This window comes from Streptomyces sp. NPDC046203 (assembly GCF_040646255.1).
Taxonomy (GTDB): domain Bacteria; phylum Actinomycetota; class Actinomycetes; order Streptomycetales; family Streptomycetaceae; genus Streptomyces.
In genome coordinates this window covers 48,924-61,128 of the sequence record NZ_JBEYZX010000028.1, presented here as the reverse complement: position 1 = coordinate 61,128, position 12,205 = coordinate 48,924, and the positions used below count along the sequence as shown (strand labels likewise).

At 75.9% G+C, this 12,205-nt stretch carries 10 protein-coding genes; 7 read left to right on the top strand and 3 right to left on the bottom strand.

The window, feature by feature from the left end; genetic code table 11:
• The first annotated feature begins 122 nt into the window (after positions 1–122).
• From ABZ990_RS20425 to ABZ990_RS20415, 3 genes are all read left to right on the top strand, one after another.
• Positions 123–953: a GntR family transcriptional regulator gene (locus ABZ990_RS20425; RefSeq protein ID WP_361233163.1), complete on the top strand. Its 831-nt coding sequence runs from the start codon at positions 123–125 to the stop codon at positions 951–953.
• A 164-nt stretch (positions 954–1,117) separates the two neighbouring features.
• Complete coding sequence (locus ABZ990_RS20420) at positions 1,118–1,597, top strand: NUDIX domain-containing protein (RefSeq protein ID WP_361233161.1); 480 nt, start codon at positions 1,118–1,120, stop codon at positions 1,595–1,597.
• A gap of 63 nt (positions 1,598–1,660) precedes the next feature.
• A complete protein-coding gene (locus ABZ990_RS20415; protein WP_361233158.1) occupies positions 1,661–1,918 on the top strand; it encodes a hypothetical protein in 258 nt (85 codons plus the stop codon).
• 130 nt (positions 1,919–2,048) lie between these two features.
• Here ABZ990_RS20415 and ABZ990_RS20410 read toward each other — a convergent pair whose 3' ends face one another.
• Both ABZ990_RS20410 and ABZ990_RS20405 read right to left on the bottom strand, forming a co-directional pair.
• Entirely contained in the window at positions 2,049–3,302 is a 1,254-nt protein-coding gene (locus ABZ990_RS20410; protein WP_361233155.1) for a cytochrome P450, read from the bottom strand.
• 1,228 nt (positions 3,303–4,530) lie between these two features.
• Positions 4,531–6,489, bottom strand: a complete 1,959-nt coding sequence (locus tag ABZ990_RS20405; RefSeq protein WP_361233152.1) for an NAD-binding protein — start codon at positions 6,487–6,489, stop codon at positions 4,531–4,533.
• A gap of 305 nt (positions 6,490–6,794) precedes the next feature.
• On the opposite strand from ABZ990_RS20405, the gene ABZ990_RS20400 reads away from it, so the two are divergent.
• On the top strand, positions 6,795–8,030 hold the full coding sequence (locus tag ABZ990_RS20400; RefSeq protein ID WP_361233149.1) for a serine hydrolase: 1,236 nt from the start codon (positions 6,795–6,797) through the stop codon (positions 8,028–8,030).
• Positions 8,031–8,116: 86 nt separating this feature from the next.
• Here ABZ990_RS20400 and ABZ990_RS20395 read toward each other — a convergent pair whose 3' ends face one another.
• Entirely contained in the window at positions 8,117–8,491 is a 375-nt protein-coding gene (locus ABZ990_RS20395) for a DUF3040 domain-containing protein (RefSeq protein ID WP_361233146.1), read from the bottom strand.
• Positions 8,492–9,016: 525 nt separating this feature from the next.
• Between ABZ990_RS20395 and ABZ990_RS20390 the strand changes: the two genes are divergently transcribed.
• The 3 genes from ABZ990_RS20390 (at position 9,017) to ABZ990_RS20380 (ending at position 12,198) form a co-directional block, all read left to right on the top strand.
• On the top strand, positions 9,017–10,054 hold the full coding sequence (locus tag ABZ990_RS20390) for an NAD-dependent epimerase/dehydratase family protein (RefSeq protein ID WP_361233143.1): 1,038 nt from the start codon (positions 9,017–9,019) through the stop codon (positions 10,052–10,054).
• A 234-nt stretch (positions 10,055–10,288) separates the two neighbouring features.
• Complete coding sequence (locus tag ABZ990_RS20385; protein WP_361233140.1) at positions 10,289–10,747, top strand: Rrf2 family transcriptional regulator; 459 nt, start codon at positions 10,289–10,291, stop codon at positions 10,745–10,747.
• 158 nt (positions 10,748–10,905) lie between these two features.
• Complete coding sequence (locus ABZ990_RS20380; protein WP_361233137.1) at positions 10,906–12,198, top strand: acyl-CoA dehydrogenase family protein; 1,293 nt, start codon at positions 10,906–10,908, stop codon at positions 12,196–12,198.
• Positions 12,199–12,205 lie beyond the last annotated feature (7 nt).

The following is a 12,205-nucleotide window of genomic DNA, read 5'->3' as shown; positions in this document are numbered from 1 at the left end:
CACCGCCTCACGGCGTCGCGGCGTCACCGGTACGGCCGGCGCCCGGCGTCCGGCGTGACGCTCGGCCGGGGCGCCCACACCGACACCGACACCGACCGTACGCAACCGAAAGGACCCGAGACATGACCGAGGCCGCAATCGACCGGGGGCCCAGGACGTCGGTCCCGCGCTATCTGGAGGTCGCCGCCGCACTGCGCGACGGTCTCCTCCACCACCGGCCCGCCCCCGGCTCCCGGCTGCCCTCCGAGCGGCATCTCGCGCTCCGTTTCCGGGTCAACCGGCAGACCGTCCGCAGCGCGCTCCAACTGCTGCGCGAGGAGGGCCTGGTGCTCACCGACCGGCGCGGCACCTTCGCCGCCCATCGGATCGATCCGGCCGATCCGACCGATCCCACTCGGCTCGTCAGGCCCGCGGCGGACGGCGCGGACCGGGTGCGGCGCGGGCCCACCGCCCCGTACCACCGGCCTTTCCCGGGCGGGCCCCGGGCCGCCGACGCCCTCGTCCGCACGTCGCTGTCCTGGGAGGCACCGCCGGTGGCACTGACCGGACGTCTCGGGCTGACGCCCGGGGAGCCGACGCTGGTGCACCGGCACACGGTGCTGACCCCGGCCGGCGCCTCCGTACAGCGCTCGGTCTCCTGGTTCTCCCGGCCCGCGCTCGCGGAGGTGCCGCAACTGGGCCGTTTCCGGCGGGGCGCCGAGCGGTTCCGGCAGCCGGATCTGCGGCTGCTGTACCACTGGATGCGCCTGGCGGGTCTGCGCACCACCCACCGCGAGTCGGTCGGCCTCCCCGCGCCCGCGGACCCGCAGCGGGACGCGGTGGACGCCGGGCGCGGGGCGTCCCGGCTGAGCGTCCACCGGGTGGTGAGCGACCAGCACGGGCACGCCCTGGAGATCACGGACATCGACCTCGCGGCGCATGGCCGGACATGGACCTACGAGTACGGGGGCTGAGCCCGGCCCCTGCGGGCACCCGCGCCGCCGGGCGGCCCCGGCCGCGCGCTCCGGACCGTCCGCCCCCTCCGTATCCCGGCCGCCCGCCCCTCGGCCGTCTGTCCCCCAGCCACGCGCCCGGCGCGTCACCCGGCACCCGCCGCGCCGTCCGCCACACTGGCGGCATGCCTCCCGCGCGCAGTGCCGGCCTGCTGCTCTTCCGCCGGACACCGGAGGGTGTCACGGAGGTCCTGATCGGGCACATGGGCGGCCCGTTCTGGTCCGGGCGGTCGGCGGCCGCGTGGTCGATTCCCAAGGGCGAGTACGGGGCGGACGAGCCGCCCGAGGCGGCGGCGCGCCGGGAGTTCGAGGAGGAGCTGGGCCTGGCCGTGCCGGACGGGGCGTGGATCGCGCTCGGCGAGAGCCGGCAGCGCAGCGGAAAGACCGTCACCGTCTGGGCCGTGCGGGCGGATCTCGACCCGGCGCGGGCGACGCCCGGGACGTTCACGATGGAGTGGCCGCGCGGCTCGGGCGTACTGCGGGAGTTCCCGGAGATCGACCGCTTCGGCTGGTTCCCGCTCGCCGAGGCCGAGCCGCTGCTGGTGGCCGGTCAGCGGGTCTTCCTGGAGCGGCTCGCGGCGCATCCCGACGCGTCCGGGGCCTGATTGTCAGACCCGTGCGAGAGGGTGGACGGTGCCAGTCCCGAACCGTCTTCCAGGGAGCCCGACATGACGACGACGATCAGCGGCCGCGAGCGGGCGGCGGCCCAGGCGTATCTGCGGCTGCTCGAATCCACCCGGGCCGTGCTCTCCGATCCGCGTCTGGAGCCGTACGCGGCGGCGATGCTGACGCATCCGATGGCCGAGGCGGACGCGGCGCTGCGCGAGGCGGGCCTGTCGGGCAACGAGGAGCGGCTGCTCGGTCTGGTGGCGGCGTTGCGGGACTCGTCCGCCTTCCCCGCCGGCGAGCGGGGCAGAGCGGTCTGAGCCGCCGCTCCCCGGGCCCGGTACTCCCTCGGGCCCGGCGCTCCCCGGGCCCGGCGCTCGCCCTCGGCCTGTCCGCCCGACGCCCGCTGCCCGGTCGGGTCCGGGCCGGGGGCGCGTGGCGGCCGTCGGTTCAGCCGAGGCGGACCGGCAGGGTGCGGACGCTGTTGCCGACGAAGCTGGCGTGGCGCTGCAGTTCGGCCTCGGGGGCGGCCAGGTCGAGGTCCGGGAAGCGGGTGAAGAGGGCTTCCAGGGCGAGGGTGGCCTCCAGGCGGGCGAGCGGGGCGCCCAGGCAGTAGTGCGCGCCGTGGCCGAGGGAGAGGTGCCTGACGGCCGGAGCGCGGGTGACGTCGAAGCGGTCGGCGTCCGGGCCGTACGCCTTGGGGTCGCGGCCGGCCGCCGAGTATCCGGCGAGCACAGGGATGCCGCGTGGGATGAGCGTGCCGCCGACGACGAGGTCCCGGGTCGGGTAGCGGAAGGGGAAGTAGCCCAACGGGCTGTCCCAGCGCAGGGTCTCCTCCACCACCTCGGCCCAGCCGGCGCGTCCCTCGCGGACGTGCGCGAGCTGGTCGCGGTGGGCGCACAGCGCGCGTACGGCGTTGCCGACCAGGTTCAGGGTGGTCTCGTGGCCCGCGACGACCAGGAGTACCAGGGTGCCGATGAGTTCGGCGTGGGTGAGCCGGTCGCCCTCCTCGTCGCGGGACGCGATCAGCGCGCTGGTGAGGTCGTCCCCGGGCGCCGCCGTCTTCTCGGCGACGAAGGCGGTCAGGAGGGCGACGAGTTCGCGGTTGGCGGCCATGGCCCGCTCGGGGGTGGTGTCGGTGGCGACGATCCGCTGGGAGAGGTGGTGCAGGGACTCCTGCCGGTGTCCGGCGAGCCCCAGCAGTTCGCAGATGACGCGGAGCGGGAGCGGCATGGCGAAGTGCGGGCGCAGATCGGCGACGCCGCCGCCCGCCTCGGCCGCTGCGGCCAGGTCGTCGAGCAGTTCCGCCGTGACGGCCGCGACCCGGGGGCGCAGCGCCTCGACGCGGCGCGGGGTGAAGGCGCCGCTCACCAGGGAGCGCAGCCGCCGGTGGTCGGCGCCGTCGGCGGTGGACATGCCGGGGACCGTGGCGAAGGTGAGCAGCGGCCAGCCGTCGGGGACGCGGCCCTCGGCGAGGGCGGTGAAGTGCCGTGCGCCCTTGGCGACGTCGGGGTGTCCGAGGAAGTCGCGCAGGGCGTCGTGGCCGAGGACGGCCATGCCCGCGACCTCGCCGGGGAGCACGACCGGGGTCACCGCGCCCTGGGCGAGCAGCCGGGCGTTGGCGGCGTGCGGGCAGCCGCCGGCCGGGTCGGGGCGGTAGGGGGGTCTGTCCTGCGGGGCGGCGGGAGGGGTGGGTGCGGGCACGGCGGGAACTCCTGACGGCTCGATCGGTGCGGGAGGAGAAGGGGGAGTGAGGGAGGGAGAGAGGGGGCGGGGAGACGGGAAGGAAGGGACGGGTGGGGCTTCGGGGGGGCGGCCGGGGCGCGCCTCGGTCCTGGTGGTGTGCCGTGCGTACGCGTCCGGCGAAGCCGGCCGGGCTTCGGCGACTCCCTGTCGGATCGGCGTGGTTGGGCTGCGGCGGGGCGGCGTACGCGAAGGTGCCGAGGAGCCGGAGGTCACCGTGCTCGGTGCTGTGGTCCCGGGTGGGGAAGGCGCCGCCGGCCGGTCCTCCAGGTGGGCGCGGCAGTCCTCCGCTTGGCACCGGGCCGGCCCTGGTCTCGTACGGCGGACGGCAGACGGCCGCGAGTACGGCGGTGGCCAGGTGGAAGGAGGCAACCGGGTTCGTGGGGCTCCGCGCAGGGCGGCGGTCGGCCACGGGGTACGGAGACCCGACGAGCGCGCGCACGGCGGCGGTCCCGTACCCGAGCGGGTACGGGCCGCACGGCACCGTGCCCGCCTTGTTCCACGGGTGCGGCCGCTCGCCAGGCAGCGGCGTGCGGCGCACGACGCCGGGCGGGGGTCACCCCAGGCGATGCGACCGGCGTCCCCGCCGGGGGTGCCACGCGCGGCAGGACGCGGCGGGAATCGGCAGCAGGGTCGGCCGGACAGGCCGCCGGTGCCGAGGGCCGGACGACGGCGGGCGGTCCGGGAAGCAGGGTCCGGCCGCCGCACGGAGCGGCGGGCAGCCCGACGGTCCCACCGACCACGCCGGCCACGTCGGCCGTCTTCGTGAGCGGAAAAGCGGGTATGCGTCCCGCCCTTGGGGTGAACAGGGCCAGGGAGGCCCACAGCGAAACGGTCATGGCACCACCGGTCCCGTTGGCCTTCGTCCGGCGGCCCGGGAGCTCCAACGGACGCGGCGCGCCGGGTGAGGTCCCCCGCACGGGGATGCCGGTGTGCGTGTGCCGCCCGTTCACCCGTCCTCCTGCCCGCCGCGTCAGGTGACGGCACGGCCGTCCACGGCTCCGGACGCATCGTAGTGACGGAGGCCGGGCGTGCCCATGACTTTGCGGACGGTGGTAGGCGGGGTCTGATGCCCAATGCCCGGAGGGCCATCTCCCGGCAATGTTCACGGCGTTGACCCCAGGGCCCCCGCGGGTCCGCCCGAGCGTTCCCTGCCCCGACAGGCCCCGACCGCCCCTTGTTCCCGCCGTCAGCCGACGGGGGCGCGGGACGGGTTGTGGGCGCCGCCGTCCGAGCCGCCCTGCTGGGGCATACGGCCGTGGAGTTCGGCGAATCCCCGGCGGGTCGCGGCGACCACCACCCGGTCGCCGGGGCGCAGGACCACGTCGTCGGGTACTTCCCCGAGGGGCCCGAACCCGGCGCGGTCGGACGGGACACCGGCGTCGCCCCGGGCGATCACCCGCCAGGCGCCGGGCCGGAACGCCTCGGCGATCGTCCGGCCCTCCAGCAGCGGGTGTTCCGCGACGTCGAGCGCCGCGAACAGCAGCACCCGGCGCTCGACGGGGATCGCGCCGAGGATCTGGCGGCCCATCATCGCCCCGGCGAACGAGGGCGCCGCCAGGTGCGAGACGCTGCGGCTGCGGGTGAGGGCGTGCGGGTGGACGGCGCGCAGGGTGCGGTAGACGGCGGTGGCGAAGTCGTCGTCGTACAGCCGCAGCGCGACCCGCAGCTCGGGGCTGATCGAGCGGGCGTGCAGCGCCGCCTCCAGGTTGGTGATGTCGACGCTGGTGAGCGCGAGCAGGGCGCGGGCCCGGTGGATGCGGGCGGCCTCCAGGACGCCTTCCTCGGTGACGTCGCCGACGACGGTCGGGACCCGCATCCGGCGGGCAAGCGCTATGCCGCGCGCCTCGGGGTCGGCCTCCACGCACACCACCGGGATGTCCATGGCGCACAGCCGGCCGAGGACCCGGGTGCCGATCTTGCCGAGGCCGAGGAGCACCACATGGCCGGAGAGTCCGCGCGGTGGCCGGCGCAGGGTCGTCGCGCTGCGGAAGGTGCCGAACGCCTCCAGGATCGCGGCGATCATCAGGGGCAGCAGGAGCAGTCCGACGAGTCCGGCGAGGATCTGGAGAACCTGGCGGCCGGTCGGCTCATCGACGGCCGGATCGCCGATGGCGAAGATGTCGAGCAGGATCAGGTACGCGGAGTGCAGCGGGTTGTCGCCGGTGGTGAGGGTGGACGCGACGGCGAGGGCGGCGACGGCCGCGACGACCCCGGCGACCGACCAGCGCACCCGCGGCGAGAACAGCGAGCCGACCGGCAGCCGGACGGCGCGGAACCAGCCGCCCGCTCGCGACGGGCCCTCGTAGCCGACCCGTTCGAGGGCGAGGGTGGCCCGTCCGGTGGCGGCGGCCACCTCGTCGTCGCCGGGCAGCAGCCGGGGCGCCTGGTCGCCGCTGAGGTCGGATCCCTCGCTGCCGGCCGGGTCGGTGCTGGTGGCGGAGAGCAGGGCGAGGGTGCACAGGCCGGGGGCGGCGAGTTCGCCGGGACCGGGCGGGTTGCGGTCCACGGCGTGCAGCAGCAGGCCGCCGGCCTGGATGACCTTCTTGCTGCCGACGACGGCGGTGGCGGCGAGCGCGGGCGCGGCGGTGGCGGCGTCGGACAGCACGGTGGTCGCCGCGTCCGGCTTCTCGGGATCCAGACCGGGGTCGGCGACGGTCGCGGCCTGGTCGAGGAGGGTGGCGAGATGCTGGCCGAGCTTGCGGTTGTAGAGCCGGATGACCAGTCGCAGCCGCGGATTGAGCCGGCGGGCGGTCAGCGCGGCGCGGATGTTGCGCTCGTCGTCCTCGTAGACGAGGGCGAGCGCGGTGGCCCGCGCCACGTCGGCGTCGCGCAGCACGGTGTCGTCGGCGTCGGCGGCCTCGATGAGCCGGACGGCGGGCCGCGACTGTCCCGGCCCGCCGCCGGGACCGCCGGTTCCGGCCCCCGCTCCCGCTCCGGGTCCGGACGGGGTCCCGGCTCCCGTGGTGCGGGTGACCGCCGCCGTCACCCGTCCGAAGAGTGCCATCGCCCGTCCGGTCCGCGAGGCGGGCCGCCCGTCCGGCCCGTCGTCGGGCGGCGGAACGACCAGGGTGACGGGCTCCCCGTACATCTCGTGCAGCTCCGCCGCGAGCCGCTGGGCAAGGACGTCGTCACCACAGACGACCATATGTTCGAACATGGGGGCGGCAGCGCCGACCGGCCCAACGGACCTGCTCTGATACGGAAATGAGGACACGTCACCAGGATGCCCTGTCACTCCGACAGCCGACCGGGACGTGGACGGAGCACTCCGCCCGGAGCGGGGCGCGGACGGCGGCCCCGATGCCCCGGGCGGCGGGGGCGGCCACCGCCGCCCGGGGCCGGAGGCGGTACGGAACGGGCCCGGGGGCGGCTCTTCGGCCCGCCGCGGCGGCTACGCCGGACGGCGCACTCCGTTCTGCGCGGCCCCGGCACCGTTTCTACGGTGGCTGAATGATCGTCATGCCCGCTGTCCGCCACACCGCCGCCGGTGCCGCGGCGCTGCTGCTCGCCCTGCCGGTCACGGCGGCCTCGACGGCCTCGGCCGCCTCCGTCGCGGAGCCCACCCCGCCCGCGCGCCATGCCGTCGATCCCGCCCGGCTCGACCGCTCCGGCACCCAGGTGCAGCCGCTGCGCGGAGCCCCGGAGCCGCCCGCCGTCTCGGCGCTGTCCTGGGTGGTGGCCGACGCGGCGACGGGCGAGGTGCTCGCGGCCCGCAACGCCCACGAGCCGCTGCCGCCCGCCAGCACCCTCAAGACGCTGTTCGCGCTGACGGCGCTGCCCGGCCACGATCCGGAGGAGCAGCACACCGTCCTCGACGAGGAGCTGTACAACATCGGCGACGGCAGCAGCCTGGTGGGGGTGAAGGAGGGCTACACCTACAAGGTGTCGGACCTGTGGAACGGAGTCTTCCTCAGTTCCGGCAACGACGCCGTGCATGTGCTCGCCGCGATGAACGGCGGCTGGGACGCGATGTCCGCGAAGATGCAGCAAAAGGCCCGCGAGCTCGGCGCCCGCGACACCCAGGTGGTCTCCCCGGACGGCTACGACGCGCCGGGCCAGGTCTCCTCGGCGTACGACCTGGCGGTCTTCGGGCGGGCGGGACTCCAGGACCCCCGGTTCGTCCGCTACTGCTCGACCCCGTACGCCGACTTCCCGGCCGGCTCCTGGTCGTACGGCATCGTCAACACCAACCGGCTGCTGACCGGCGCGGACGGGGTGGCCCCCTATCCCGGCCTGATCGGCGTGAAGAACGGTTACACCAGCGGCGCGGGCAACACCCTCGTCGCGGCGGCCCGGCAGGGCAACAGAACTCTGGTGGTGTCGGTGATGAACCCGCAGGGCGGCGACGGCTTCGCGGTGTACGAGGAGACCCGCGAGCTGCTCGACTGGGGGTTCGGCGCCTGGGGCCGGGTGACACCGGTGGGGTCCCTCAAACCCGCCGAGGAGCCGCACAAGCGGCCGGAGGAAGGACAGGACCGGACACAGCAGGCCCAGGCGGGGCCCGAGGACGGCGGCGACAGCCGGCGGAATCTGCGCGCGGCGGCGGCGACGGGGCCGCGCGAGGCACCGAGGGACGGGGTGCCGTCGGGATCGACCGCCCGGCTGCCGCTCGCCCTGATCGGGGCGGCGTTCGGGGCGGCGCTCTCGCTGTGGCTGTGGCGGCGGTTCGGGGCGCGCGGGAACTGAACCCCGTAGGGGTACGGGGTCAGGGGCGGGCACGGGCACGGTGGCTCGCGGGGGGGGCGGTCAGGGGGCCGGGGCGCCGGCCGGGGTCAGCGGATCTCCCCCTGGTCGGGACGGGGCCGTTCGTCACCGGTGAAATGGCGGCGCGACCAGCGCAGGAGCAGCCGCGTCAGGAGGACCAGGCTCAGCGCCCAGACGGCGGCGAACGCCCACACGAGGCCCGGGGCCCCGGTGACCACGGCGACGACGAGGAGCGCGAGGACGACGGGCGTCAGGACGACGGCGACCGCGGTGGGGCGGACCGGCCGCCGGAACGAAGAGCGGCGCCGCGGCCTTCCCCCGTGGCGAGGAGCCTCCGGCGCGGGTGCGCCGAGCAGGCGGGCGAGGGAGGCGTCCTCGGCCAGGTCGTGCTCGATCTCGTCGAGGATCCGCCGCTCGCGCGGCGAGAGCCGTGAGCCGTCCATGTCGACACCTCCCGTCGGGGCATGCCCGTGCGGCCTGTGGCCAAGCCGGTGGCTACTCGGCGGATACCCCGCTCGCGTGCGCCGAACCGCTCACGCACGGTTCCGGGGCATGCCGGACGGGAGGTCGGGGCCCGGGGCGGAGGCTTGAGGGGGTGGGAGGGGAAGGGGAGGGCGGAGGTCCGCGCGGGGAGGCAGGGGACTGCGGGGCGGCGGACGCCTGGGGAGCGAGAGCCGGAGCGCTGGGACCGCGGGCCACGGCCGCGAGAGCGGGCGCGGCGCCCTCGAACCGCCGGAGGCGGGCCCCGCCCGCTCCTGCCACTCCTGGGTCCGGAAAGCCCACAGCAGGCGGGGCACGGCGGTTCGGCCGGGGGCCGCATACGGACTTCCGGACTTCCGGCCTTCCGGCCTCTCCGGCACGGTGGGACCCCCGGGGCCGCTGTCGTCCACCCCGTGTCCGACGGCTTCACCATCCGTCACCGGCGTGGTCCGCGTGCGGGCACCGGCGCGATGGCGGAAGGTCGGTACATGAACGCGAGCGAGCGACTGCGGGTCGTGGTCACCGGCGCCACCGGGAACGTCGGCACGAGCGTGGTACGGGCCCTGGCACGGGAGCCCCGGGTCGGTTCGATCCTGGGCCTGGCCCGCCGCCGGCCCCGGCTGACCCTGGCGAAGACCGAGTGGGCGGAGGTCGATCTGTCCATGGAGGGGGACGCCGGACGGCTCGCCCGGTACGTGGCGGACGCCGACGCGGTCGTCCATCTGGCCTGGCGGTTCCAGCCGGTCCGCGATCCGGTGACGACCTGGCGGACCAATGTGCTCGGTTCGCTCCGGGTCTTCGACGCGGTCGCCGCCGCACGTGTCCCGGCCCTGGTGCACGCCTCGTCGGTGGGCGCCTACTCGCCCGGCCCGGCCGGCGGCGGTCCGGTGTCGGAGTCCTGGCCCGCGCACGGCTGGCCGGGAGCCGCGTACACCCGGGAGAAGGCGTATCTGGAGCGGGTCCTCGACACCTTCGAACGCGACCATCCGCAGACCCGGGTGGTGCGGATGCGGCCGGCGTTCCAGTTCAAGGAGGAGTCGGCGAGCGGGCAGCGGCGCATCTTCGCGGGCCGCTGGTTCCCGGGGCAGCTCATCCGGCCGGATCTGCTCCCGCTGCTGCCCGGACTCCCGGGGCTGCGCCTGCAGTTCCTGCACACCGACGACGCGGCCGACGGCTACGCGCGGGCGGTCCTGCGCGATGTGCGCGGCGCGTTCAACCTGGCGGCCGAGCCGGTGGTGGACGGGGAGCTGCTCGCGCGGTTCTTCGACGCGCGGCCGGTGCCGGTACCGGCGCCCGCGATCCGCGCGGCGCTTGCCGCGGCCTGGCGGATGCGGGTGGCCCACGCCTCGCCCGACCTGCTCGACGCGGTGCTGCGACTACCGGTGATGGCGACCGGGCGGGCGCACCGGGAACTGGGCTGGGAGCCGTCCCGGACCTCGCTGGAGGCCCTGGAGGCGTTCCTGCGCGGGGTACGCGCGGGCGGCGGCGACGCCACGGCGCCGCTGTCGGGCGGGCGCTTCGGCTGATCGGCGGACGCTTCGACCGACCGGCCAGGCCGCGTGCCGGGACGGTCGGTGGGCGCCTGGGTAGTGGCGCCTGGGTAGTGGGGGCGTGGGCGGCAGGGGCCCCACCCGTCACTGTCACGCCCACCACGCACACCCCTGCCCGCTGCCGCCTCGTACGACGGCTGCGGCACATCGTGTCCGGGGTACTGGATTCCCCCGCGTCCGAGGCCCCGCGCGGCTGTGCATAATGCGCGTATGCGCATTTCAGCCAAGGCCGACTACGCCGTGCGCGCCGCTCTCCAGCTCGCCGCCGCCCGGGACGCCGGCCCGCTGAAGGCGGAGGCCATCGCCGAACACCAGGGCATCTCGCACAAGTTCCTCGAAGGCATCCTCGGCGACATGCGCAAGGGCGGTCTGGTGCTGAGCCAGCGCGGCGGCAACGGCGGGTACTGGCTGGCCAGGCCCGCCGGGGAGATCTCGCTGGCCGACGTGATCCGCTGTGTCGAGGGTCCGCTGGTGTCGGTACGGGGCGAGCGGCCCCCGGAGCTGTCGTACACCGGCCCGGCCGCCTCGCTCCTGACGGTCTGGGTCGCGCTGCGCGCGAATGTGCGCCAGGTGCTCGAAGGTGTCTCGCTCGCCGAAGTGGCCGCCGGGCGGCTGCCGTCGGAGATCACGGCACTCGCCGAGGCCCCGGAGGCCTGGGCCAACCCCTGACCACCCGGCCTCCGCCAACTCGCCTTCCAAGCAAGGCCCTTCCACACCTTGATACGGCACCGTCCGCCATGCGGGCGCCTCTTGGGCGCGGGAAGCCCTCTCTGCGACTATCCCTACCAGTCCAGTGGGGATAGTCGCGGAGAGGCCGGTGAGGTGACATGAGGACCCGGAAGCAGGCGAGGCGACGACCCGCCTCCGCCACGCCACCCGACCGCCTCGCGGACGACACGGTCTGGCCGCTGGTCGTCCGGGAGCTGGCCGACGACCTCGCCGCCGACGCCCGGGACCGCGACCGCGCCGGCAAGGTGCCCTTCGACGAGGCAGCCCGGCTCCGCGAGGCGGGCCTGCCCGGTCTGCTCACCGCGCCCGGCCCCGGCGGGCCCGGCGCCGACTGGCACACCGCCTGCCGAGTGATCCGCGAGATCTCCGCGGCGGACGGCTCGATCGGTGAACTCCTCGCCCATCACTGCGCGTTGTCCTGGACCGCACGGCTCCTGTCCCCCGGCCTCGCCGCGCACGGCCTCCCCGCGCACGACACCGGGGCACCCGGACTGCTCGCCGGATCGGCCGAGCCCCCGCGCGCTGAGCGCGGCCCGGCCGGACTCGTCCTGACCCCCGCCGGCGACGGCACGTACCACCTCACCGGCCGGCGCTTCTTCACCTCCGGCGTCGCCGTCGCCGACCGCCTCCTGGTGGGCGCCCGCGACACCGCGAGCGGGGACGTCCTCGTCGTCCTGGCCGACCCGGCGCACCCGGCCGTCTCCACCGAGCCGTACACCGAACGGCTGGGTCAACGCCTCGCCGGGGCGGGCACGGTGACCTTCGACCGGCTGCCGGTCGCCGCCGAACGGATCCTCGGCGTCCTGCCGTACGACGAGCACACCGTCACCCCGTACGCCACCCTCGTCCCACTCGTCCTGCGCCTGCTGCTCGTCCACGTCACGCTGGGCATCGCCGAAGGGGCGCTCGCCGAGGCGCGGGACGTCAGCCGGGCCTCCCGATGCGCACCGCCCCCGCCCACCGGACCGGAGGAGCGGACCGCGCCCGCCGGCCCCGCGCCCGAGGACGATCCGTATCTGCTGCTCGCCTACGGGGAGTCGGCGACGGCCGCGCACACCGCGGCCGCCGTGGCCGACCGGGCCACCGAGGCCCTGGCGCACGGCCTGCTCGCCGCGCACGGCCTCGGGGTCGGGGAACGCTCCGACATCGCCGTCCTCGTCGCCGCCGCCGAGACCGTCGCCCACCGCGCGGCGGGCGACATCACCACCCGGGTCCTGGAACTCGTCGCCCCGCACTCCCCCGCCGACCCCCTCGGCGCGGACCCCGGCTTCGACCGCTTCTGGCGCAACGTCCGGGCGCTCACCGCCCCCGTCTCCCCCGACCACCGGCTGCGCGACATCGGCGACCACTATCTGCACGGCACCCACGCCCGGCTCACCCTCCCGGTCTAGTCGGCCC

Coding starts and splice junctions, on each gene's coding strand:
- ABZ990_RS20425 (WP_361233163.1), top strand. CDS start 123: ATGACCGAGGCCGCAATCGACCGGGGGCCCAGGACGTCGGTCCCGCGC.
- ABZ990_RS20420 (WP_361233161.1), top strand. CDS start 1,118: ATGCCTCCCGCGCGCAGTGCCGGCCTGCTGCTCTTCCGCCGGACACCG.
- ABZ990_RS20415 (WP_361233158.1), top strand. CDS start 1,661: ATGACGACGACGATCAGCGGCCGCGAGCGGGCGGCGGCCCAGGCGTAT.
- ABZ990_RS20405 (WP_361233152.1), bottom strand. CDS start 6,489: ATGGTCGTCTGTGGTGACGACGTCCTTGCCCAGCGGCTCGCGGCGGAG.
- ABZ990_RS20400 (WP_361233149.1), top strand. CDS start 6,795: ATGATCGTCATGCCCGCTGTCCGCCACACCGCCGCCGGTGCCGCGGCG.
- ABZ990_RS20395 (WP_361233146.1), bottom strand. CDS start 8,491: ATGGACGGCTCACGGCTCTCGCCGCGCGAGCGGCGGATCCTCGACGAG.
- ABZ990_RS20390 (WP_361233143.1), top strand. CDS start 9,017: ATGAACGCGAGCGAGCGACTGCGGGTCGTGGTCACCGGCGCCACCGGG.
- ABZ990_RS20385 (WP_361233140.1), top strand. CDS start 10,289: ATGCGCATTTCAGCCAAGGCCGACTACGCCGTGCGCGCCGCTCTCCAG.
- ABZ990_RS20380 (WP_361233137.1), top strand. CDS start 10,906: ATGAGGACCCGGAAGCAGGCGAGGCGACGACCCGCCTCCGCCACGCCA.